This window comes from Ciceribacter sp. T2.26MG-112.2, assembly GCF_900492205.1.
GTDB classification, from domain to species: Bacteria; Pseudomonadota; Alphaproteobacteria; order Rhizobiales; family Rhizobiaceae; genus Allorhizobium; species Allorhizobium naphthalenivorans_A.
Genome location: NZ_UEYQ01000003.1, coordinates 162,879 through 184,511, shown reverse-complemented (window position 1 = coordinate 184,511; position 21,633 = coordinate 162,879). Strand labels below are relative to the sequence as shown.

The window sequence follows — 21,633 nt, the reverse complement described above, 5'->3', positions numbered from 1 at the left end:
TTGTATTTTCTAGCCTCGGCGGTGCCGATGCGCGCATGGGTCGCAGTCAGCGTCCGTCCGATTCGACGAGGGTGCTGACGAAGTCGAACAGCCCATGACGGCGGTCACGACGGAGCCGCTCGGCCTTGACGATCGACTGGACGGCGTCGAAAGCCGTCTGCAGGTCGTCGTTGACGATGACATAATCATACTCGCGCCAGTGGCCGATCTCGGAGCGGGAATTGGCAAGCCGCGTCTGGATGACCTCTTCGGTGTCCTCGGCGCGGCGATGCAGGCGCGACTGAAGCTCGGCCATGGTCGGCGGCAGGATGAAGATCGACACCACGTCCGCCTTCATCTTGTCCTGCAACTGCTGCGCACCCTGCCAGTCGATGTCGAACAGCATGTCACGGCCCTCGGACATGGCAAGCTCGACAGGCTCGCGCGGCGTGCCGTAGAAATTGCCGTGAACCTCGGCCCATTCCAGCAACGAGTCCGAATCGCGCATGCGCTCGAATTCGCGTTGCGAGGCGAAGTGGTAATGCACCCCCTCGATCTCGCTCTGGCGCCGCTGGCGCGTGGTGACGCTGACCGACATGCCGATCTGGCGGTCGCGCTCCATCAGCGTGCGAGCAATCGTCGACTTTCCCGCGCCCGAAGGCGACGAGATCACCAGCATCAACCCCCGGCGTGCGATCTGGACGACCGCCCCCTTGCCCTCTGCCATCAGTTCACTCCAAATTCTGGACCTGTTCGCGGAACTGGTCGATCACGACCTTCAACTCGATGCCCGCGGCGGTCACGGCCACGCCATTCGACTTCGAACAGATGGTATTCGATTCGCGGTTGAATTCCTGCGCAATGAAATCGAGCTTGCGACCGACGGGGCCGCCAAGCGCCAGGAGATCACGGGCGGCGGCGACATGCGCCTTCAGCCGGTCGATCTCCTCGCGCAGATCGGCGCGGGTGGCCAGAAGCGCCACCTCGGCATGCAGCCGGTCACGGTCGAGCGTGCCGGCGGCGCCCATCAGCGTGGCGATCTGGCTCTCCAGGCGCCGGGCAATTTCGCCGGGCTGGCGCGACGGATCGGCCTCGACGGTCAGCGCCAGCTCCTCGATACGCGTCACCTGGTCCGAAAGCAGTCGACAGAGCGCATCACCCTCGATGCGCCGCATCTCGCACAGCGCATGCACGGCCTGTTCCAGGCCGGCGAGAATATCCGCCTCGCGCCGGGAAACCGCTTCGGCGTCGTCGACCGCTTCCTTGAATTCGACGAGACCACGGATCGACAACAGGGCGTCGAGTCTCAGCGGCGCAGGATCGACCAGCGCCGCACCGAGTTCATCCCTTAATTTCAGCAGAGCATCGAGCGCGTCGCGATTGAGCACGGCCTCGACGCGGTTCTCGCTCACCTGCACCGTCAGTCCGACCTGGACATTGCCGCGCGTCACAAATTGCGACAGCAGACGCCGGATGTCGCTTTCAAGGCCTTCCATGCCCTGCGGAAGGCGCATCCGGATGTCGAGCCCCTTGCCATTGACCGAGCGTAGCTCCCAGGCCCAGCGATGCCGACCGCTGGTTCCCTCGCTCCGGGCAAAGCCGGTCATGGATTGCAGTGCCATCGCCCTGTCCTCGGTTAGCTGCTCAGCTCTTCTTCTTCGCGGCGGCGGCGTCCGGATCGGCTTCCGGCGGCGCATCGACCGCTGCACCCGGATCCTCCCCACGTTCGGCCTCGATCTTGCGCCAGTTGCGCACATTCGCATTGTGCTCGTCGAGCGTCGCGGCGAAGACATGGCCACCGGTCCCGTCCGCGACGAAGTACAGGTCCTTGGTCTTCCACGGATGGGCGACGGCCTCGAGCGCGGCGCGGCCCGGATTGGCGATCGGGCCCGGCGGCAGTCCCTTGATGACGTAGGTGTTGTACGGCGTTTCCTTCTTCAGATCCGACTGGTAGATCGGCCGGTCGGACGGCTTGCCGTCACCGCCGAACAGGCCGTAGACGATCGTCGGGTCGGACTGCAGCCGCATGCCCTTGGCCAGGCGATTGATGAACACTGACGCGACATGGGCGCGTTCGTCGTCCTTGCCCGTCTCCCGCTCGACAATCGACGCCAGGGTGACGAACTCTTCCTTCGTCTTGATCGGAAGGTCGGGATCCCGCTTTTCCCAGATCTGGTCGACGAGTCGCTGCTGCGCCGCCGCCATCTGGCTGACGATCTCGGTGCGCTTGGTGCCGCGCGAGAACTTGTAGGTATCCGGGCGCAGCGAACCCTCGACCGGCAGTTCGGCCGGCAGTTCGCCTTCCAGAACCGGATCGTCCGCCAGCCGCTTGAACATCTGCTTGACCGTCAGGCCCTCCGGCATCGAGACGGAGTAAAGAATTGACTTGCCCGACTTCAGCAGATCCATGACCTCCTTCATCGACGCGGACGCCTTGATCTCGTATTCGCCGGCCTTGAGGCTCTCGCCTTCCTGGAGGTAGGTCGCGGTCACATGGCGGAAGATGCGGGAATCGGTGATGATGCCGTTGCGCTCGAGGCTGCCGGCGATCTCGGCGAGGCCCGCGCCGCTGCGCACGACGAAATTGGTGTTGGTGGCGAGCGGACCGGGATTCTGGTAGGCCGACATCGCATAGAAGAACACGGCGACCGCAATCACGCAGACCGCCACCACCATCGTCATCAGGAAGTTGAGGAAAATCACCACCTGGCTGCGCGCCTTGCGCGAACGCCGGGGCGGAGCGGGAACGCGCTCCGGACGGAGTGCCTCGGTCGGAGACTTCGGAATGATCGGCCCCTTTGCAGAGGTTTCCGCTCCGCGGCCAAAGGAAATCCCGCTGTTCTGGCTATCGTCGGTCACAGGCAATCCTCTTCAGTTCGGTATCGCTGCTGTCTGGCCAAGCAATACGGCAAAAAGCAGGTGGAAGCGGGACTTGCGCCCCGGCATCCACAAACTTTGCCATGGTCGCGGCGCTCAGCCCTCGTAGCGCCGAAGCACCAGGGAGGCGTTCGTACCGCCAAATCCGAAGGAGTTGGACAGCGCGACGTTGATTTCGCGCTTGCGCGCCTTGTGGGGCACGAGGTCGATCGCCGTCTCGACATCGGGATTGTCGAGGTTGAGCGTCGGAGGTGCGACATTGTCGCGAATGGCAAGTGCGGAGAAGATCGCCTCCACGGCACCCGCCGCACCCAAAAGGTGGCCGATCGCCGACTTGGTCGAGGACATCGATATCTTCGAGGCCGACTCGCCGACGAGACGCTCGACCGCGCCAAGCTCGATGGTGTCGGCCATGGTCGATGTGCCATGGGCATTGATGTAGTCGACATCTGCCGGGGTGAGGCCGGCGCGCTTCAGCGCCATGGTCATGCAGCGGAATGCGCCATCGCCGTCCTCGGAGGGAGCGGTGATATGGAAGGCATCGCCGGACAGGCCGTAACCGACCACTTCGGCATAAATCTTGGCGCCGCGCGCCTTGGCGTGCTCAAGTTCCTCGAGCACGACGATGCCGGCCCCCTCGCCCATGACGAAGCCGTCGCGATCCCTGTCATAGGGACGCGATGCGGCCTTCGGATCGTCGTTGCGTGCCGTCGACAGCGCCTTGCAGGCGGCAAAGCCGGCGAGCGAAATGCGGCTGATCGGCGATTCCGTGCCGCCGGCCACCATGACGTCGGCGTCGCCGAATGCGATCAGGCGGGCCGCGTCACCGATCGCATGGGCGCCGGTGGAGCAGGCGGTGACGACCGAGTGATTGGGACCGCGCAGCTTGTGGCGGATGGATACCTGGCCAGAGGCCAGATTGATCAGTCGACCGGGAATGAAAAACGGCGACAGGCGACGGGGGCCCTTGTCGCGCAGGATGTAGCCGGCCTCGACGATGCCTTCGATGCCGCCGATGCCGGAGCCGATCAGAACGCCGGTGGCACACTGGTCGTCATCGGTCTTCGGATGCCAGCCGGCATCGTTCAGCGCCATGTCGGCGGCTGCGATCGCATAGATGATGAAATGATCGACCTTGCGTTGCTCCTTGAGCTCCATCCAGTCGTCGGGATTGAAGGCGCCCTCGGCATTGCCGGTCGGGATACGGCAGGCGACCTTGGCCGGCAGGTCATCGACCTCGAATTCGGTCACGAGGCGGGCACCACTTTCCCCGGCGAGAAGTTTCGACCAGGTTAGTTCAGTTCCACACCCTAGCGGAGATACCATGCCGGTACCGGTGATAACGACACGTCTCATCGCCCGTAGTCCACCCCACTCTTGCAGTCGATGCCATCAGAAAACAGTAAGGCCCGCATGTCGCGGGCCCCGGCGGGAAAGGCAGCCACAGCCGCCGTCCCGCTATGCATGCAATCGATCAGGGCTGAGCCTTTTCGATGAACTTTACGGCGTCGCCGACCGTCAGGATCGAGTCAGCCGCATCGTCCGGGATCTCGACGCCGAATTCTTCTTCGAAGGCCATGACTAGTTCGACCGTGTCGAGCGAGTCCGCACCCAGATCATCGATGAAGCTTGCGCCTTCAACAACCTTTTCAGCGTCTACGCCGAGATGATCAACAACAATTTTCTTAACGCGTTCTGCGATATCGCTCATGTCGGTTTCCTCGACCTTCTTAATCTCAGGGGCGTCTGGACGACTTCCCTACCCTGTTCAAACCGGCGAACACTTCATCGCCACCGGCAAACCCGTTCAGCCCCGTCTCAATGAACCAACCATACAATCAAGTGCATAGCAATCGCCTTGGGAGACGGAACGACTGTTCACAGTCATGGCCCGCTTAACACGGTTTAGCCGCGCCGCAAAGCCAGAAAAATCGCGCGAGGCCAGTGCTCAACACCCAATTGGGCAAGCAGTGGCTCACGCGCGAGACTTGCTCAGATCATCGCCATGCCGCCGTTGACGTGCAAAGTCTGCCCGGTCATGTAGCTCGCCTCGTTGGATGCGAGATAGACGACGGCGGAGGCGACTTCCGAGCCGGTGCCCATGCGACGCATCGGGATGGCGCCCATGATGGCGTCCTTCTGCTTGTCGTTGAGCTTGCCGGTCATGGCGCTTTCGATAAAGCCCGGAGCGACGCAGTTGACCGTCACGTTGCGGGTGGCGATTTCCTGAGCGAGCGACTTGGAGAAACCGATCATGCCGGCCTTGGAAGCGCAGTAGTTCGCCTGGCCCGGATTGCCCGTGACCCCGACGACCGAGGTGATGTTGATGATGCGGCCGAAGCGGCGGCGCATCATCGGATGGGTGAGTTCGCGCGTCAGGCGGAAGACCGCCGTCAGGTTGACTTCGAGCACTGCGTCCCAGTCGGCATCCTGCATTCGCACGAACAGGCCGTCCTTGGTGATGCCGGCATTATTGACCAGGATGTCGACGCCTTCGAGGTCCGCCTCGGCCTTCTCGCCGAGTGCCTTGACCTCGTCGCGGTCGGACAGGTTGGCCGGGAAGATCTTGACCCGGTCGCCGAGTTCGGCGGCGAGCGCCTCGAGCTTTTCGACGCGGGTGCCGTGCAGGCCGACGATGGCGCCCTGGGCGTGCAACTGCCTGGCGATTTCCTCGCCGATGCCACCGGTCGCGCCGGTGACGAGGGCCTTGCGGCCGGTCAGGTCAAACATGTTCCTAGTTCCTTGTTCCAGATCATCCAGACAATCAGCCGAGAAGCGCAGCAAGCGCCGCGTCGATGTCGGCCGCAGAATTGACGGCAATGCCGCTGACGTTCTTGTCGATGCGGCGGGCAAGCCCGGTCAGCACCTTGCCGGAGCCGATTTCATAGAGCGTGGTGACACCGTTAACGCCGAACCATTCGACGGTCTCGCGCCAGCGGACCTGGCCGGTCACCTGCTCGACCAGCAGGTCGGCGATTTCGCCGGCGTCGGTGACGGGGGCGGCACGCACGTTGGCGATCAGCGGTACGACCGGATCGTGCTTCTCGACCTTGGCCAGCGCCTCGCGCATGGCGTCGGCCGCCGGGCCCATCAGGGCCGAGTGGAAGGGAGCCGAGACCGGCAGCATAATGGCACGCTTGGCGCCTTTTTCGGTGGCAAGGGCCGCTGCCTTCTCGACGGCCGCCTTGGCGCCGGAGATGACCAGCTGGCCGCCGCCATTGTCGTTGGCGATCTGGCACGGTCCGGCAGCGGACGCCTCCTGGCAGGCAGCCTCCACATCGCCGTGCTCGAGGCCGATGATCGCCGCCATGGCGCCCTCGCCGACCGGAACGGCCGCCTGCATGGCATTGCCGCGAATGCGCAGCAGGCGCGCGGTGTCGGCGAGCGAGAAGGTGCCTGCGGCACAGAGCGCGGAATATTCGCCGAGCGAATGGCCGGCGACGAAGGAAACCCTGGATTTCAGGTCGAGGCCACGGGTCTGCATGACGCGGATCACCGCCATCGACACGGCCATCAATGCCGGCTGGGCGTTGGCGGTCAGGGTCAAGGTCTCTTCCGGTCCATCGAACATGGTGGCCGAGAGCTTTTCGCCGAGCGCCTCGTCGACTTCCGCAAAAACCGCCTTGGCTTCCGCATAGGTTTCGGCAAGCTCCTTGCCCATGCCGACGGCCTGACTGCCCTGGCCGGGGAATGTGAATGCAATGCTCATGGGGATATTCCTTCTCGGGATGATGTTCTTCCCTGACTTTTTCCTTTCCCATTGACGTGTTTTTCCGGTGAGTCAAGACCGGGGGCCCTCGGTGGACTTTTTGCCCACGGAACCGATTCGGCGCATTTTGCCCTTGCGAATGATCGAGGCGCCCCTAAATTTCCGCCGGTCCTCTCCACCTTTCCGAAGCCCCCACCACGGATTCCTTTTTCATGAAGCACAATACACTCGGCCGCACCGGCATCTCCGTCTCCGAAATCTGCCTCGGCACCATGACCTGGGGCTCGCAGAACACCGAAGCCGAAGCCTTCGAACAGATGGACTACGCCGTCGAACACGGCGTCAATTTCTTCGACACCGCCGAACTCTATCCGACCACGCCGCTTTCGCCCGAGACCTACGCATTGACCGAAACGATCATCGGCAACTGGTTCAAGAAGACCGGCAAGCGCAAGGACATCGTGCTCGCCACCAAGGTCGCCGGCGCCGGCCGGCCCTATATCCGCGAGGGCAAGCCGATTACCGGCGCTTCGATCCGCGAGGCGGTCGATGCCAGCCTCAAGCGCCTACAGACCGACTATATCGACCTCTACCAGATCCACTGGCCCAACCGCGGGCACTTCCACTTCCGTCAGGCCTGGACTTACAACCCTTACGGCCAGGACCGCGAACGTACTCTCGCCGACATGAACGAGAAGCTCGAAGCGCTCGACACCTGCGTCAAGGCCGGCAAGATCCGCGCCATCGGCCTGTCCAACGAGACGACCTGGGGCACGCAGAAGTTCATCGCGATCGCCGAAGCGCGCGGCCTGCCGCGCGTCGCCACGGTGCAGAACGAATACAGCCTGCTCTATCGTCACTATGACCTCGACATGGCGGAACTCTCCCACCACGAGGACGTCGGCCTGCTCGCCTATTCGCCGCTCGCCGCCGGACTTTTGACCGGCAAGTATCTCGGCGGCATCAAGCCGGCGGGTTCGCGCGCGGCGATCAACGGCGACCTCGGCGGTCGCCTGCAGCCGTTGCAGGAACCGGCGGTTCGCGCCTATGTCGACATGGCAGCGAAGCATGGCATTGACCCCTCGCAACTGGCCATCGCCTTCTGCCTGACGCGCCCCTTCATGGCGTCCGTCATCATCGGCGCGACGACGATGGAGCAGTTGAAGACCGACATCGGTTCGGCCGACATCACACTGTCGGACGAGATCCTGAAGGAGATCGGCAAGGTTCACCGGGTCTATCCAGCGCCGATCTGAGCGGCCCGATGACCGTTCCGGCGAACAGGGCCGCGCTCCTCGAGGCGATGACGCAGAACTTTGCCAGGCTCGAGGCCGAGCTTTCGTCGATCAGTCCCGCGGAGGCGCAGCATTCGGGCATGGAGGGCCATGCCCGGGATACGGTGATCAGCGTCAACGATCTCGTCGCCTATCTTTGCGGCTGGGGCGAACTGGTGCTGAAGTGGGTCGAATTGCGCGACCAGGGCCTGGAACCGGACTTTCCGGAAACCGGTTACAAATGGAACGAGCTCGGCGCGCTGGCGCAGAAATTCTACCGCGACCAGCAGGGCCTCGACCTTCCCGACCGCCTGGAAAGATTGAAAACCAACCATGCACGGCTCGTGGCGCTCGTCGATCATCTTGACGACGACGCGCTGTACGGGCGCTGCTGGTACAATCAATGGTCGCTCGGGCGCATGATCCAGTTCAACACTGCCTCGCCTTATGCCAATGCGCGGGCGCGAATCCGCAAGTGGAAGAAGGCGAAAGCGGCGGCCTGAGGGTTTTTCCCGGATTTGCCTTGCCATCGCGCCGAAAATCCGTATAAGCGCGCTGTTCACAACACCCGGTCTCCTGGCTGGTGGCTGAACGGAGGGCCGGCTTCCGATGCGGAAGCCGCAGGAACCGAAGGGTTTTCCGGCCTCCCGTGTCTCCGCTCTCGACCGTCTCGAACACAACGCTTTTCTTGCCTCGGCCTGGCCGAACAGGAGCAGTCGTTGAGGCTTAGCGCCGGATCCGGGTGATGACAACCGCAAGAAAGGCAAAGCTTACAATGGCTCTTTACGAACATGTATTCCTTGCCCGGCAGGATATGTCCGCACAGCAGGTTGATGCCCTCGTCGAACAGTACAAGGGTGTTATCGAAGCGAATGGCGGCAAGGTCGGGCGCGTAGAAAACTGGGGCCTCAAGTCCCTGACCTACCGCATCAAGAAGAACCGCAAGGCTCATTACGCCCTGATGGACATCGAAGCTCCGGGTGCAGCGATCCACGAGATGGAACGCCAGATGCGCATCAACGAAGACGTACTTCGTTACATGACCATCGCCGTGGAAGCCCACGAAGAAGGCCCGTCTGCCATGATGCAGAAGCGCGACCGTGACGACCGTCCGCGTCGTGACGGCGACGATCGTGGCCCGCGCCGCGAAGGTGGCTTCGGCGACCGTGGTCCGCGTCCGGACCGTGGCCCGCGCGAAGGTGGCTTCGAGCGTCGTCCGCGCGAAGACCGCGCGTAATCTGAGCAAAAGGAGAAATTACAATGGCTGATGCATCCTCTTCTCAGGCACGTCGTCCCTTCCATCGTCGTCGCAAGACCTGCCCCTTCTCGGGCGCCAATGCTCCGAAGATCGACTACAAGGACGTTCGCCTCCTGCAGCGCTACATTTCCGAGCGTGGCAAGATCGTTCCCTCGCGTATCACCGCGGTTTCCCAGAAGAAGCAGCGCGAACTGGCCCAGGCCATCAAGCGCGCCCGCTTCCTCGGCCTGCTGCCCTACGTCGTAGCGTAATCTGATCCGAAGCCTGCCGGTCACCGACCGGCGGGCTTCATCCCTTCCGCGTTGGGCGCGGATCGGAACCATGCCGAAGGTCGCTCGCTTGATGAAAAGCATGAACGACCTCAGGCGAAATCCCATGTTGGGGACGGACTTCAGGATTTGAATCCGATCCATCCCCTAACTGCTTGAACCGGCAGGACAGCGAACGTGAAACAAGTGAACGGACAATTGCTGCTGATCGGCGTGATCGCCGGTGTTACCGCCGCCCTGCTGGTGCTGGGCGCGAATGCGCAGCCGTCCTTTTCGTCTATTCTCTATGCGGCCTCCGCCCTGCCCGTGCTGATCGTCGGCCTCGGCTGGGGCAATGCCGCGGCGATCGCCGCCGTCGGCACCGCTGCCCTCCTGGGAGCGCTCGCCATCTCGCCGCTGTTTGCGTTGGCCATGGCGGTCTTTACGCTCCTGCCCGCCGGCTGGCTCAGCCATCTGGCCAATCTCGCCCGCCCGGCCTCCGAGATCGGCGGCCCTGACGACCTGATGGCCTGGTATCCGATGTCGGATATCCTGCTGCATCTGTGCGCCCTGGTCACGCTCGCAGTGATCTTCCTCGGCGTGATGATCGGCTATGGCCCCGAACTGACGGGCCAGATGGTCGACATGCTGTTTTCCTCGATCAATGCGCGCGATCCGAGCCTTGCGGCCGATCCGGCAGCTGTCGATCAGATCAAGGGCATGATGGTCCTGCTCCTGCCGATCGTCCAGGGCGGCATGTGGGTGCTGATGCTATTTGCCGCCTACTATATCGCCATGCGCGTCGTCAGCGCTTCGGGCCGGGCACTGCGTCCGCGCGAGGATCTGCCGTCGTCGCTCCGGATGAACCGCAATGCGGTCTTCGTCTTCCTCGCCGGCATCGTCGCCTGCTTCATCGGCGGCACGCCTGCCCTGATCGGCGCCACGGTCTGCGGCACCTTCGGCGCGGGTTTCCTGCTTGCCGGCTTCGGCTCGCTGCACCTGAGGACGCGCGGCAAGGACTGGCGCCTGCCGGTGCTGGTGCTTGCCTACCTGTCCGCGCCGATGATCCTGCCGGCCTTCCTCATTCTCGTCCTCGGACTTTCCGATACCCGGCGGACCGTGGCCCTGACCCCGGCTGCCAAGGCCGAAACCGACAATTCCAAGTCTTGAACTCAAACTGAAAGGAACAGAAACATGGACGTCATTCTTCTCGAACGCATCGCCAAGCTCGGCCAGATGGGCGAAACCGTCAAGGTTCGCGACGGCTTTGCCCGAAACTACCTCCTGCCGCTCGGCAAGGCTCTGCGCGCCAACGCCGCCAACAAGGCACGTTTCGATGCCGAGCGTGCGACGCTCGAAGCGCGTAACCTCGAGCGCAAGTCGGAAGCCCAGAAGGTCGCCGACGTGCTCGACGGCAAGTCGTTCATCGTCGTCCGCTCGGCCGGCGAAACCGGCCAGCTCTACGGTTCGGTCGCAGCTCGCGACGTCGTCGAAATCCTCGGCGCCGAAGACTTCGTCATCGGCCGCAACCAGGTCGAACTGAACACCCCGATCAAGACCATCGGCCTGCACAAGGTGGTCATCCACCTGCATTCCGAAGTCGAGATCTCGGTCGAACTGAACGTCGCCCGTTCGGCTGAAGAAGCAGAACGCCAGGCCAAGGGCGAAAGCCTCACCTCGGCCGACGCCATCTACGGCATCGACGAAGACGCACTTCGTCCGGAAGACTTCTTCGATCCGGAAGCCGACCGCGACGGCGACGAAGAATAAGCCTCAAGCCTTTGCCGAAAGATTGCGCCCGGGTCGGACGACCCGGGCGTTTTCGTTTTTTCGTGCCTCCCGGCACGAGGACAGGACGCAAGGCTTGCGGCAAATCTCAGCACTTTGCGATATGATCGGACGTGGTTGTCGATTCGTTTGGCTAAGGGCCTTGCAAGCGCTTTCCGCATCCGACGTGCGGATTTTCTTCCGCCCCCTGTGGATAAAAGGGGACAAGCCAGATGCGCGTGATTGAAGTTGACTCGCACCGGCCCAGCCGCCAAATCCTAGGACCAACACGATAGACATTCCCGAGAAGAAAAGACGGTAGCCCGCGATGAACGATGCTGCGCGCAAGATTGCCCCGCTTCAACCGGCCGAGCCCCATTACCGGGAAGCGCCGAACAATATCGAGGCCGAACAGGCCCTTCTGGGCGCGATCCTGGTCAACAACGACGCCTATTACCGCGTCTCCGACTTCCTCAAGCCAGACCACCTTTACGAGCCCCTGCACCGCAAGATATTCGAGGTCGCCTCGGAAATCATCCGCATGGGCAAAACGGCCAATCCGGTCACCATCAAGACCTTCCTGCCGGCCGATCAGAAGGTCGGCGATCTGACGGTTGCGCAGTACCTCGCGCGCCTGGCTTCCGAAGCCGTTACCATCATCAACGCCGAGGACTATGGCCGGGCGATCTACGATCTTGCGCTGCGTCGCGCCCTGATCCAGATCGGCGAAGACGTCGTCAACATCGCCTATGACGCTCCGCTCGACATGCCGCCGCAGGCGCAGATCGAGGACACCGAGCGCCGTCTCTTCGCCCTTGCCGAGAACGGCCGCTATGACGGCGGTTTCCAGTCGTTCAACGATGCGGTCGCGCAGGCGATCGACATGGCGGGCGCCGCCTTCGAGCGCGACGGCCACCTGTCGGGCATTTCCACCGGCATCATGTCGCTCGATGCCAAGATGGGCGGCCTGCAGCGCTCCGACTTGATCGTGCTCGCGGGACGTCCCGGCATGGGCAAGACCTCGCTTGCGACCAACATCGCCTACAATATCGCGGCGGCCTATGAGCCGGAAATCATGCCGGACGGCTCGTTCAAGGCCAAGAACGGCGGCGTCGTCGGCTTCTACTCGTTGGAAATGTCGTCCGAACAGCTCGCCACCCGTATCATTTCCGAGCAGACGGAAGTCTCGTCGTCGAAGATCCGCCGCGGCGACATCACCGAGGCCGATTTCGAGAAGCTGGTCGCCTGCAGCCAGATGATGCAGAAGGTGCCGCTGTTCATCGACCAGACCGGCGGTATTTCCATCGCCCAGCTGTCGGCGCGCGCCCGCCGCCTCAAGCGCCAGCGCGGCCTCGACTGCCTGGTGGTCGACTATATCCAGCTGATGACCGGCACCGGCAAGGCGGGCGAGAACCGCGTGCAGGAAATCACCCAGATCACCACGGGCCTGAAGGCGCTCGGCAAGGAACTCAATGTGCCGATCATCGCGCTGTCGCAGCTGTCGCGCGGTGTCGAAAGCCGCGAAGACAAACGTCCTCAGCTTTCCGACCTTCGCGAATCGGGCTCGATCGAGCAGGATGCCGACGTCGTGCTCTTCGTGTTCCGCGAGGAATATTACGTGAAGAACAGCGAACCACGCGACCTGGCAGACCCGAAATATCCGGAATGGGAAGCGCTGATGGACAAGGTCAAGGGCACGGCCGACGTCATCATCGCCAAGCAGCGTCACGGACCGACCGGCACCGTCAAGCTGGCCTTCCAGTCGGAATTCACCCGCTTTGCCGACTTGGCCGATCCGAGCTTCGTCGAATATCAGGAGCCTTGAGCGGTGGTGTCGAGCGCGGTTCGCACTCGACACCACCGCAGACCCGCATGCGTTCCAAACAATTGTGCATTGCGAGAATTTGGCAGCCCTTGGCGTTCTCGAACGCGGGAAAAATGCTAGGGTCAATACCAATATCTTTTGACGAGTGGTGCACCAAAGAATGACCGCCTTCGATCTTACCGACGCCTCCGATGAATTCCTCGCCGCTCCGCTGCGTCTGACCATCGACCTTTCCGCCATTGCCGAGAACTGGCGCGACATGGCTCGCCGCTCTGGCAAGGCGCGCACGGCCGCCGTGGTCAAGGCGGACGCCTACGGCCTTGGCATCGAGGATGTCGGCCAGACGCTCTATCATGCCGGCGCGCGTGATTTCTTCGTCGCGGTGCCTGCCGAAGGCGCGACGCTCAGGCCCTATGCGCCCGAGGCACGGATCTTCGTACTCTCCGGCATCTGGCCGGGCATGGAGGCCATCTTCTTCGAGCACGATCTGGTGCCGGTCATCGCCTCGCAGGAACAGCTCGCCTTCTGGATGTCGGTCGTCGCCGAGCATGGGGATCACCCATGCGCGCTGCATGTCGATACCGGCTTCAACCGTCTCGGCCTGCCGCTCGAGGATGCCTTGGCGCTGGCCGACGACGTGTCGCGCCCGGCAAGCTTCTCGCCCGTGCTCGTTCTCAGCCACCTTGCCTGCGGCGACGATCCGGCCTCGCCGATGAACCGCCAGCAACTTGAATCCTTCCGCAGGGTTAGCACCGCCTTCGAAGGCATTGATTCAAGCCTTTCAGCGTCTGCCGGAACTTTCCTGGGCGCCGACTATCACTTCGACCTGACCCGTCCCGGCATTGCGCTTTATGGCGGCGAAGCCGTCAACGGGATGGACAACCCGATGCGACCCGCCGTGACGGCCGAGGCCCGCATCCTGCAGATCCGTGAAGCCAAGGCCGGGGAGACGGTCAGCTACGGCGGCACAGCCATGCTCAGCCGCGACAGCCGGCTGGCCATCGTCTCGGCCGGCTATGCCGACGGCTATCTGCGCGCCCTTTCGGGTAGCGGCGTGCCCTTGCGCGAGACCGGCATTCCCGGCGCCTTCGGCTTCATCGCCGGTTACAAGGTGCCGGTCGTCGGCCGCGTCACCATGGACCTGACGATCTTTGACGTCACCGATGTTCCGCCGAACGCGATTGCCGCGGGCGACTATATCGAACTGTTCGGCGCCAACATGCCCCTCGACTATGTCGCACGCGCCGCCGGCACCATCGGCTACGAATTGCTGACCAGTGTCGGCCTGCGTTACGAACGCCGCTATATCGACGCGCTCTGAAGACTCGCGGGCTGAAGACTTGCGGGAGCCGCTTGCCTCTTGTGGCGTTTTCTCCTAACTGAGAGAGCGATATTCACTCTTTGTTCCGCATTTGCGCGGCGACGGACTCCACGGCATGGCAAAAGCGAAGACCCAATTCATCTGCCAAAACTGCGGCACGGTGCATAACCGCTGGGCGGGCAAATGCGACGGCTGCGGCGAATGGAACACCATCGTCGAGGAAGATCCGATGGGCGGCATCGGTTCCGGCCCCGGCAAGACGCCGAAGAAGGGCCGCCCGGTCACCCTCACCTCGCTGTCCGGCGAGATCGAGGAAGCGCCGCGCATCCCGACCGGCATGGGCGAACTCGACCGCGCGACCGGCGGCGGCTTCGTGCGCGGCTCGGCGGTCCTGATCGGGGGCGATCCCGGCATCGGCAAATCGACGCTTCTGATGCAGGCGGCGGCTGCCCTGTCGCGCAAGGGGCATCGCGTGATCTACGTCTCGGGGGAAGAGGCCGTCGCGCAGGTTCGGCTGCGTGCCCAGCGTCTTCATGCCGCCGACACCGAGGTTCTTCTTGCCGCCGAGACCAATGTCGAGGACATCCTCGCCACGATTTCCGAGGGCAAGCGTCCCGATCTGGTCATCATCGATTCGATCCAGACGCTGTGGAGCGACACGGCGGATTCGGCGCCCGGCACCGTCACCCAGGTCAGGACCGGCGTGCAGGCAATGATCCGCTTCGCCAAGCAGACCGGCGCCACGATGGTGCTGGTCGGCCATGTCACCAAGGACGGCCAGATCGCCGGGCCGCGCGTGGTCGAGCACATGGTCGATGCCGTGCTCTACTTCGAGGGCGATCGCGGCCATCACTACCGCATCCTGCGCACGGTAAAGAACCGCTTCGGCCCGACCGACGAGATCGGCGTGTTCGAAATGTCCGACAAGGGCCTGCGCGAGGTTGCCAACCCGTCGGAACTCTTCCTCGGCGAACGCAATGCCAATTCGCCCGGCGCCGCCGTGTTTGCCGGCATGGAGGGCACCCGGCCCGTTCTGGTCGAAGTGCAGGCGCTGGTGGCACCGACGACGCTCGGCACGCCGCGCCGCGCCGTGGTCGGCTGGGATTCGTCGCGTCTTGCGATGATCCTCGCCGTGCTCGAAGCCCATTGCGGCGTTCGGCTCGGACAACACGACGTCTACCTGAATGTCGCCGGTGGATACCGCATATCGGAGCCGGCGGCCGACATGGCCATTGCCTCGGCCCTTGTTTCGTCGCTGGCCGGTCTTGCCCTTCCCGCCGATTGCGTCTATTTCGGCGAAGTCAGCCTGTCGGGTGCCGTCCGTGCCGTCTCGCACACCGCTCAAAGGCTGAAGGAAGCGGAAAAGCTCGGCTTCTCCTCCGCTGTTTTGCCCGCCGCCTCGTCGGAACTGCCGAAGGGGACGACGGGAAAGTGGAATGAAGTCGAAAACCTGCCCGATCTCGTGGCGCGGATTGCCGGTTCCCGGCTGAAGGCGCGCTCGGAAGAGGCCGGCGACTGATCCAATCCGGCGCGCCCGGCCGGTTGAAGCGGCAGCGGTCGCATTGGCAATCATGCGGGCGTTGGCCGGCAAGTCTTGGAGTTGGTATTTATGCCCATTACGATTTTTGACGGTATTGTCATCGGCGTCGTGCTGTTCTCGGCCGTGCTCGCCATGGTGCGCGGTTTCTCGCGCGAAGTCCTTTCGATCGCCAGTTGGGCCGGCGCGGTTGCCGCCGCCTATTATCTCTATCCGATGCTCGTGCCCTACGTGAAGAACTACACGAGCGACGACCGCATCGCGGTTGCCGGCTCGGCCGGCATCATCTTCCTCGTCGCGCTGATCGTCATCTCGTTCATCACCAGCCGGATCGCCGATTTCATCATCGACAGCCGCATCGGCGCGCTCGACCGCACGCTGGGCTTCCTGTTCGGAGCGGCGCGCGGCATCCTGCTGCTGGTCGTCGCCGTCGCCTTCTGGAACTGGCTGGTCGACGTCAAGCATCGGCCGGACTGGGTCAACAACGCCAAGTCCAAGCCCTTCCTCGACACGCTGGTGCTGAAGCTCGAAGCCGTTTTGCCGGAAGACATCGAGCCGCAGATCCGCTCCCGCATTCTCGGCAAGCAGGAACCTGCCGCAGAGGCGCCTGCAGACCAGGCTCCGGCGGATCAGGCGCCCGCAGAACAGGCACCGGCCGAAGACGCGCCGGCCGCCAACAACTGACCGGGCTGCGGCCTTGGGCCGCGCCCTCGAAATCCCCAAGCGGGCGCCGCCGGATCAGGACAGACCGGCGGCTTCCGTGTTAAAGCCGTCCCGGCGCATCTGTCCGATCGAGCAAAGGCCTGCTTCCATGTCTCAGTCTGATTTTTCCGGTTTCGAATGGACGCTCGAAGACGACACGCTCCATGAGGAATGCGGGGTGTTCGGCATTCTGGGCCACACCGACGCGGCAACCCTGACCGCGCTCGGCCTGCATGCGCTGCAGCATCGCGGCCAGGAAGCGGCCGGCATCGTCTCCTTCGACGGTCGGCAGTTCCACACCGAAAAACACATGGGCCTGGTCGGCGACCACTATACCAACCCGGCGACGCTGGCGAAGATGCCGGGTTCGGCTGCGATCGGCCACACGCGCTATTCGACCACCGGCGAAGTGGCGCTGCGCAACGTGCAGCCGCTGTTTGCCGAACTGGAAGAAGGCGGCATCGCCATTGCCCATAACGGCAATTTCACCAATGGCCTGACGCTGCGCCGCCAGATCATCGCCACAGGCGCCATCTGTCAGTCGACCTCGGACACCGAAGTCGTGCTGCATCTCATCGCCCGCTCGCGCCATTCCTCCACCGCCGATCGCTTCATCGACGCCATCCGCCAGATGGAAGGCGGTTATTCGATGCTGGCGATGACGCGCACCAAGCTGATTGCCGCCCGCGACCCGATCGGCATCCGCCCGCTCGTCATGGGCGAACTCGACGGCAAACCGATCTTCTGCTCGGAAACCTGCGCGCTCGACATCATCGGCGCCAAGTTCGTCCGCGACGTCGAGAACGGTGAAGTCATCATCTGCGAGATCCAGCCCGACGGCTCGATCACCATCGACGCCCGCAAGCCGGCCAAGCCGCAGCCCGAGCGGCTCTGCCTGTTCGAATATGTGTACTTCGCCCGCCCTGACAGCGTCGTCGGCGGCCGCAACGTCTACCAGACGCGCAAGGCCATGGGCATGAACCTTGCCGCCGAAGCGCCCTGCGACGCCGACGTGGTCGTGCCGGTTCCCGATGGCGGCACACCGGCAGCGCTCGGCTATGCCCAGGCGAGCGGCATTCCGTTCGAATACGGCATCATCCGCAACCACTATGTCGGCCGCACCTTCATCGAGCCGACCCAGCAGATCCGCGCCTTCGGCGTCAAGCTCAAGCATTCCGCCAACCGGGCGATGATCGAGGGCAAGCGGGTCGTGCTGGTCGACGATTCGATCGTGCGTGGGACCACCTCGGTCAAGATCATCCAGATGATCCGCGATGCCGGCGCCAAGGAAGTGCATATCCGCGTCGCCTCCCCGATGATCTTCCACCCCGACTTCTACGGCATCGACACCCCCGACGCGGACAAGCTGCTGGCCAACCAGTATTCCGGCGTCGATGCGATGGCCAAATATATCGGCGCGGACTCGCTTGCCTTCCTGTCGATCGACGGGCTTTACCAGGCCGTTGGCGGCAAGCCGCGCGACAACGCCGCGCCCCAGTTCACCGACCACTATTTCACCGGCGACTATCCGACCCGTCTGCTCGACAAGGAAGGCGAGAAGATGGGCCGCAAGGTCTCCATGCTGGCCACCAACGGCTGAGCTTGAAGGATAGATATCATGACTGTTGACCTTAAGGGCCGTATCGCGCTCGTCACCGGCGCCTCGCGCGGCATCGGCTATTACACCGCCCTGGAGCTTGCCAAGGCGGGTGCGCATGTGATCGCCTGCGCCCGCACGGTCGGCGGCCTGGAAGAACTCGACGATGCGATCAAGGCGGTCGGCGGCAGCGCCACCCTCGTGCCGTTCGATCTGGCCGACATGAACGCCATCGACGCATTGGGTGCATCGATCGACGAGCGCTGGGGCAAGCTCGACATCCTGGTCGCCAATGCCGGCATTCTCGGCGTGATTTCGCCGATCGGCCATATCGAGGCGAAGGTGTTCGAGAAGGTGATGACCATCAACGTCACCGCCACCTGGCGCCTCATCCGCTCGCTCGAACCGCTGCTGGTCAAGTCCGACCAGGGCCGCGCACTGATCCTGTCCTCGGCCGCAGCCCACAAGTGCCGGCCGTTCTGGGGCGTCTATTCAGCCTCCAAGGCCGCCGTCGAGGCGCTGGCCCGCACCTGGGCCGGCGAAACCCAGCGCCTGCCGCTGCGCATCGTCTCGGTCGACCCCGGCCCGACCCGTACCGCGATGCGCGCGCAGGCCATGCCGGGCGAGGATCCGAGCACCGTTCCGCACCCGTCGGAAGTTGCCGCAAGGCTTCTGCCGCTCTGCGGTCCCGAGCTGACGGAAACCGGCAAGCTGTTCGTCGTCCGCGAGGAGAGACTCAAGGATTATCGCCTGCCGGAGTGATCGGCACGGTCATTTTCCCGCTCCTGTTCGGAAAAGGCTAGCGAATCCCTCCTCGGACGGACACAGGACATTCAGGTCGACGGGGCCTTGAATGCCGTCCAGGGAGCCGTTGTCGGCAAACTGCCAGATCGACCAGCGACGGCAGTCCTGCTGCTTCGGCTCACGGGCGATACTGCGCAGCCAGAGAAAGTGCTCCGGAAAGACCGCCTCGTTTCCCCTCAGGTAGCGATCGTGGAAATCCTCGTCGACGTAGAAGATCGGCTTGCCCGGAAACACCGCGCCGAGTTCGTCCATGAAGGCGTGGAGTCCTGCGGCCAGTTCATCCACTGTCGGCACCTTGTCGCAATTGCCGTGGAACTCGATGTCGACCGCGATCGGAAGCGTGTCCGGCTCGCGCGGCACCGTGGCGATTACATTTCGCGCCTGATCCCTGCCCGGCCGGCAGAAGGTGAAGAAGTGATAGGCGCCGCGCACGATGCCGGCCTGTTTGGCGCGTTGCCAGTTCTCGGCGAACTTGCGATCCCGGAAATCGCCGCCCTCGGTCGCCTTGATGATGGCGAAGCGCGCCCTCTGCTGCATGGCAAGCCTTGGCCAATCGATGTCGCCCTGGTGGTGGCTGACGTCGATGCCCTGGATCGGGTAGTCCTTGGGGGACGGAGGTTCGAAGGGGGCCATTTCGGTTCCATACCAGACATGGAGCGCTCCCGCAGCGGCAAGAATCACCGCACCGATGATGATCGTCTTGATCGAATTCCTCACGACGACGCTCCTTTCTCCCCGCCCCCGCCCCGCGATCGACAAGGGGCCGGACGGCGTCATCGGGACAGTTTATGACCGATCTCAATTGCGGCCATCGGCCCGCGTCACCCGCTTGTGCCCCAGCGGCTGATTGGCGGCGTTCGGCTGCGCATGGTCTTTTGCGAGCATGGTCCGCCGAGCAAAACCCGGGACGTGCCTGCGAACCCGGTTTCGACCGTCGGCCTTCGCCTGGTAGAGCGCAACGTCGGCGGCGGCGAGCAGCGGATCGAGACTTGGTGCCGCCTCGTCGGTCGCGGCGACCCCGATGCTGACCGTCACCAGAACGGAGCGTCCGTCGACCGCCGTGTGCAGGCGTTCGACGGCCCTGCGCATGGCCTCGGCGATATCGGCGCCTTCCGAGATCCCGGCATTCGGGATCAGGCAGGCGAATTCTTCCCCGCCTATACGAGCGAGGAGCCAGTCGGACTGCATCCGTCCTTCCAGCAAGGCCGAGAACTCCATCAGCACCTTGTCGCCGGCGGCATGGCCATAAGTGTCGTTGATCTGCTTGAAATGGTCGATGTCGAAGAGCAGGAGCGCGGCCGGCGCGGATTGGCGGGACAGCATCGCCTCGGCCTCGGCGACAAACGAACGGCGATTGCGGACATTGGTCAACGGATCCCGTTCGGATACGAGCCGGCTTCTGCGCTCGTCGCGCTCCAGCGCCAGGATCATCAAGGTGATGACGGAAAGAATGATCAGGAGCGTCTGCGCAAGGGAGGCGAGAACGAACCACGTCGGATACGGACCCTGATCGGTATAGACCGGTCCGAAGGCGAACGTGCCGACGAGCACCAGGTACCAGACGACGGCGCGGGCACAATGCACGCCCGCCGCCAACTTGCGGGACGGCAAGGGCTCCCTCAGCCTGCCTCGCCAGATTTCCAGCGCGCCGAGCAGGGAATAGGTGCCCATGATCAAGCCGAGAACGGTCGTACGTACATTGATGGATGATTGAAACAGCGGCGTGAAGAACAGGCAGGCCCAGATGATCGCACCGGCAGCGGCATGCAGGTAGCGGGGTCGCTTCCCTTCGAAGACGACGATTGCCTGCCAGAACAGGCCCATCGCAAGCATGCTGGCACCGAGGCCGAGGCCGGAGGAGACCGGGAAGGGCAACGCGCCACGCATCGCGTGGAGAATGGTCCCGACGAAGCCGACCGTGGCCGCGAAGGTCAGGATGCCGAGAAGGACGCTGTCGCGACGCCGGCGCCAAAGCGTGCCGACCAAAAGCGCGGAGATCAGCGTCGAGCAGGCGTGGAACACAAAAATCGTCGGAAGATGCAGCAATTGATCCATGGGAGTGTAAGAGCGTCCATCGCGCGACTGAATTTTCTGGATGATGGCGCATCTTGCCTTTCAGAACCCTTACACGGCATCAACGGGAACGCCCAAAATTGGTCTTGCAGCATTGCCCCTTTCCCGCTCCACCGGGCCTTCCCGCGTCGCTCCTGTCCTTCCTTCCGGACCAGGGCGACGCTATTCTGTTGCATCTCCATGCTGGAACTCTTCGCCATGACCTTCCTACGCTATGCAACCGTGGCCTTTCTCCTTGGCGCCAGCCCGAGCCTTGCCGACGATCTGGTTGCCTTGAGCACCACTGCGACCGCGATCACCGGCGACATCAGCTTCGATGATTTCGAAATGGTTTTCGAAAACGGCGAAAGGATCGAGTTCGAGGACCTGATCGCCGATCATTTCACGGTGGACGGCAAGGACGTGCCGGCCTCCGTCTACAGCGTGAAGGCGCCCGGCAATCCGGTACTGCTGAACGGCAACCGCCTCTGCGGCGAAAGCCCGGTCACCTATCTCGCCTCCTGGCTGGACGGCGATGTGACCATGGTCGCCGTGTTCGAGACGACGGAGGCGCCGACACGCAACGACAGCATGTGTGCTCTCTACACCTACGTCTATCCCTGACATTGCCGCGCGATGGGGGACCTCCCCCTTGACCTCGCCTTCGGCCCAAGCCATAACTC

Annotated in this window: 22 protein-coding genes; 13 read left to right on the top strand and 9 right to left on the bottom strand. The window is 63.4% G+C overall.

Annotated features, from left to right (window positions below):
* Positions 1 to 46 precede the first annotated feature (46 nt).
* From gmk to fabD, 7 genes are all read right to left on the bottom strand, one after another.
* Positions 47 to 706 carry a guanylate kinase gene (gmk, locus tag DYZ14_RS06610; protein ID WP_115670690.1) on the bottom strand — a complete coding sequence of 220 codons (660 nt, stop codon included), beginning with the start codon at positions 704 to 706 and terminating at the stop codon, positions 47 to 49.
* Positions 707 to 710: 4 nt separating this feature from the next.
* Positions 711 to 1,601 (bottom strand): YicC/YloC family endoribonuclease, encoded by an 891-nt coding sequence (locus DYZ14_RS06605; RefSeq protein WP_154719963.1) that lies wholly within the window; start codon positions 1,599 to 1,601, stop codon positions 711 to 713.
* A 22-nt stretch (positions 1,602 to 1,623) separates the two neighbouring features.
* A complete protein-coding gene (mltG, locus tag DYZ14_RS06600) occupies positions 1,624 to 2,838 on the bottom strand; it encodes an endolytic transglycosylase MltG (protein WP_154719962.1) in 1,215 nt (404 codons plus the stop codon).
* Between the two features lie 114 nt (positions 2,839 to 2,952).
* Positions 2,953 to 4,212: a beta-ketoacyl-ACP synthase II gene (gene fabF, locus DYZ14_RS06595; protein WP_154719961.1), complete on the bottom strand. Its 1,260-nt coding sequence runs from the start codon at positions 4,210 to 4,212 to the stop codon at positions 2,953 to 2,955.
* A gap of 118 nt (positions 4,213 to 4,330) precedes the next feature.
* Positions 4,331 to 4,567 (bottom strand): acyl carrier protein, encoded by a 237-nt coding sequence (locus DYZ14_RS06590; RefSeq protein ID WP_028736116.1) that lies wholly within the window; start codon positions 4,565 to 4,567, stop codon positions 4,331 to 4,333.
* 281 nt (positions 4,568 to 4,848) lie between these two features.
* A complete protein-coding gene (fabG, locus tag DYZ14_RS06585; protein WP_154719960.1) occupies positions 4,849 to 5,586 on the bottom strand; it encodes a 3-oxoacyl-[acyl-carrier-protein] reductase in 738 nt (245 codons plus the stop codon).
* A gap of 34 nt (positions 5,587 to 5,620) precedes the next feature.
* Entirely contained in the window at positions 5,621 to 6,565 is a 945-nt protein-coding gene (gene fabD / locus DYZ14_RS06580) for an ACP S-malonyltransferase (protein ID WP_154719959.1), read from the bottom strand.
* Positions 6,566 to 6,777: 212 nt separating this feature from the next.
* Here fabD and DYZ14_RS06575 point away from each other — a divergent pair, with 212 nt between their 5' ends.
* The 12 genes from DYZ14_RS06575 (at position 6,778) to DYZ14_RS06520 (ending at position 18,856) form a co-directional block, all read left to right on the top strand.
* Entirely contained in the window at positions 6,778 to 7,821 is a 1,044-nt protein-coding gene (locus DYZ14_RS06575; RefSeq protein ID WP_154719958.1) for an aldo/keto reductase, read from the top strand.
* Positions 7,822 to 7,829: 8 nt separating this feature from the next.
* The gene (locus tag DYZ14_RS06570; RefSeq protein WP_154719957.1) at positions 7,830 to 8,342 is read left to right on the top strand and encodes a ClbS/DfsB family four-helix bundle protein; all 513 of its coding nucleotides are present in this window, start codon (positions 7,830 to 7,832) and stop codon (positions 8,340 to 8,342) included.
* Positions 8,343 to 8,614: 272 nt separating this feature from the next.
* On the top strand, positions 8,615 to 9,076 hold the full coding sequence (gene rpsF / locus DYZ14_RS06565) for a 30S ribosomal protein S6 (protein ID WP_110793507.1): 462 nt from the start codon (positions 8,615 to 8,617) through the stop codon (positions 9,074 to 9,076).
* 23 nt (positions 9,077 to 9,099) lie between these two features.
* The gene (gene rpsR, locus DYZ14_RS06560) at positions 9,100 to 9,348 is read left to right on the top strand and encodes a 30S ribosomal protein S18 (protein ID WP_003502063.1); all 249 of its coding nucleotides are present in this window, start codon (positions 9,100 to 9,102) and stop codon (positions 9,346 to 9,348) included.
* A 195-nt stretch (positions 9,349 to 9,543) separates the two neighbouring features.
* Positions 9,544 to 10,515, top strand: coding sequence for a DUF2232 domain-containing protein (locus DYZ14_RS06555; protein ID WP_154719956.1), 972 nt, complete (start codon positions 9,544 to 9,546; stop codon positions 10,513 to 10,515).
* Between the two features lie 24 nt (positions 10,516 to 10,539).
* Positions 10,540 to 11,115, top strand: coding sequence for a 50S ribosomal protein L9 (rplI, locus tag DYZ14_RS06550; RefSeq protein ID WP_154719955.1), 576 nt, complete (start codon positions 10,540 to 10,542; stop codon positions 11,113 to 11,115).
* 325 nt (positions 11,116 to 11,440) lie between these two features.
* Entirely contained in the window at positions 11,441 to 12,937 is a 1,497-nt protein-coding gene (locus tag DYZ14_RS06545; RefSeq protein WP_115670680.1) for a replicative DNA helicase, read from the top strand.
* Positions 12,938 to 13,097: 160 nt separating this feature from the next.
* The gene (gene alr / locus DYZ14_RS06540; RefSeq protein ID WP_154719954.1) at positions 13,098 to 14,258 is read left to right on the top strand and encodes an alanine racemase; all 1,161 of its coding nucleotides are present in this window, start codon (positions 13,098 to 13,100) and stop codon (positions 14,256 to 14,258) included.
* A gap of 115 nt (positions 14,259 to 14,373) precedes the next feature.
* The gene (gene radA, locus DYZ14_RS06535; protein ID WP_154719953.1) at positions 14,374 to 15,777 is read left to right on the top strand and encodes a DNA repair protein RadA; all 1,404 of its coding nucleotides are present in this window, start codon (positions 14,374 to 14,376) and stop codon (positions 15,775 to 15,777) included.
* 90 nt (positions 15,778 to 15,867) lie between these two features.
* Positions 15,868 to 16,479, top strand: a complete 612-nt coding sequence (locus tag DYZ14_RS06530; RefSeq protein WP_115670676.1) for a CvpA family protein — start codon at positions 15,868 to 15,870, stop codon at positions 16,477 to 16,479.
* A 127-nt stretch (positions 16,480 to 16,606) separates the two neighbouring features.
* A complete protein-coding gene (purF, locus tag DYZ14_RS06525) occupies positions 16,607 to 18,097 on the top strand; it encodes an amidophosphoribosyltransferase (RefSeq protein ID WP_154719952.1) in 1,491 nt (496 codons plus the stop codon).
* An 18-nt stretch (positions 18,098 to 18,115) separates the two neighbouring features.
* A complete protein-coding gene (locus DYZ14_RS06520; RefSeq protein ID WP_154719951.1) occupies positions 18,116 to 18,856 on the top strand; it encodes an SDR family NAD(P)-dependent oxidoreductase in 741 nt (246 codons plus the stop codon).
* A 9-nt stretch (positions 18,857 to 18,865) separates the two neighbouring features.
* Here the strand turns inward: DYZ14_RS06520 and DYZ14_RS06515 are convergent, their stop codons facing one another.
* Complete coding sequence (locus tag DYZ14_RS06515) at positions 18,866 to 19,615, bottom strand: glycoside hydrolase family 25 protein (RefSeq protein WP_445292310.1); 750 nt, start codon at positions 19,613 to 19,615, stop codon at positions 18,866 to 18,868.
* Positions 19,616 to 19,696: 81 nt separating this feature from the next.
* The gene (locus tag DYZ14_RS06510) at positions 19,697 to 20,953 is read right to left on the bottom strand and encodes a GGDEF domain-containing protein (protein ID WP_154719950.1); all 1,257 of its coding nucleotides are present in this window, start codon (positions 20,951 to 20,953) and stop codon (positions 19,697 to 19,699) included.
* 216 nt (positions 20,954 to 21,169) lie between these two features.
* Here DYZ14_RS06510 and DYZ14_RS06505 point away from each other — a divergent pair, with 216 nt between their 5' ends.
* Positions 21,170 to 21,574, top strand: a complete 405-nt coding sequence (locus DYZ14_RS06505) for a hypothetical protein (RefSeq protein WP_154719949.1) — start codon at positions 21,170 to 21,172, stop codon at positions 21,572 to 21,574.
* Positions 21,575 to 21,633: the final 59 nt, after the last annotated feature.

Bases quoted from the DNA above. Each gene is read 5' to 3' on its own strand.
- gmk (WP_115670690.1), bottom strand. From the start codon at position 706: ATGGCAGAGGGCAAGGGGGCGGTCGTCCAGATCGCACGCCGGGGGTTG.
- DYZ14_RS06605 (WP_154719963.1), bottom strand. From the start codon at position 1,601: ATGGCACTGCAATCCATGACCGGCTTTGCCCGGAGCGAGGGAACCAGC.
- fabF (WP_154719961.1), bottom strand. From the start codon at position 4,212: ATGAGACGTGTCGTTATCACCGGTACCGGCATGGTATCTCCGCTAGGG.
- DYZ14_RS06590 (WP_028736116.1), bottom strand. From the start codon at position 4,567: ATGAGCGATATCGCAGAACGCGTTAAGAAAATTGTTGTTGATCATCTC.
- fabG (WP_154719960.1), bottom strand. From the start codon at position 5,586: ATGTTTGACCTGACCGGCCGCAAGGCCCTCGTCACCGGCGCGACCGGT.
- fabD (WP_154719959.1), bottom strand. From the start codon at position 6,565: ATGAGCATTGCATTCACATTCCCCGGCCAGGGCAGTCAGGCCGTCGGC.
- DYZ14_RS06575 (WP_154719958.1), top strand. From the start codon at position 6,778: ATGAAGCACAATACACTCGGCCGCACCGGCATCTCCGTCTCCGAAATC.
- DYZ14_RS06570 (WP_154719957.1), top strand. From the start codon at position 7,830: ATGACCGTTCCGGCGAACAGGGCCGCGCTCCTCGAGGCGATGACGCAG.
- rpsF (WP_110793507.1), top strand. From the start codon at position 8,615: ATGGCTCTTTACGAACATGTATTCCTTGCCCGGCAGGATATGTCCGCA.
- rpsR (WP_003502063.1), top strand. From the start codon at position 9,100: ATGGCTGATGCATCCTCTTCTCAGGCACGTCGTCCCTTCCATCGTCGT.
- rplI (WP_154719955.1), top strand. From the start codon at position 10,540: ATGGACGTCATTCTTCTCGAACGCATCGCCAAGCTCGGCCAGATGGGC.
- DYZ14_RS06545 (WP_115670680.1), top strand. From the start codon at position 11,441: ATGAACGATGCTGCGCGCAAGATTGCCCCGCTTCAACCGGCCGAGCCC.
- alr (WP_154719954.1), top strand. From the start codon at position 13,098: ATGACCGCCTTCGATCTTACCGACGCCTCCGATGAATTCCTCGCCGCT.
- radA (WP_154719953.1), top strand. From the start codon at position 14,374: ATGGCAAAAGCGAAGACCCAATTCATCTGCCAAAACTGCGGCACGGTG.
- DYZ14_RS06530 (WP_115670676.1), top strand. From the start codon at position 15,868: ATGCCCATTACGATTTTTGACGGTATTGTCATCGGCGTCGTGCTGTTC.
- purF (WP_154719952.1), top strand. From the start codon at position 16,607: ATGTCTCAGTCTGATTTTTCCGGTTTCGAATGGACGCTCGAAGACGAC.
- DYZ14_RS06520 (WP_154719951.1), top strand. From the start codon at position 18,116: ATGACTGTTGACCTTAAGGGCCGTATCGCGCTCGTCACCGGCGCCTCG.
- DYZ14_RS06510 (WP_154719950.1), bottom strand. From the start codon at position 20,953: ATGGATCAATTGCTGCATCTTCCGACGATTTTTGTGTTCCACGCCTGC.
- DYZ14_RS06505 (WP_154719949.1), top strand. From the start codon at position 21,170: ATGACCTTCCTACGCTATGCAACCGTGGCCTTTCTCCTTGGCGCCAGC.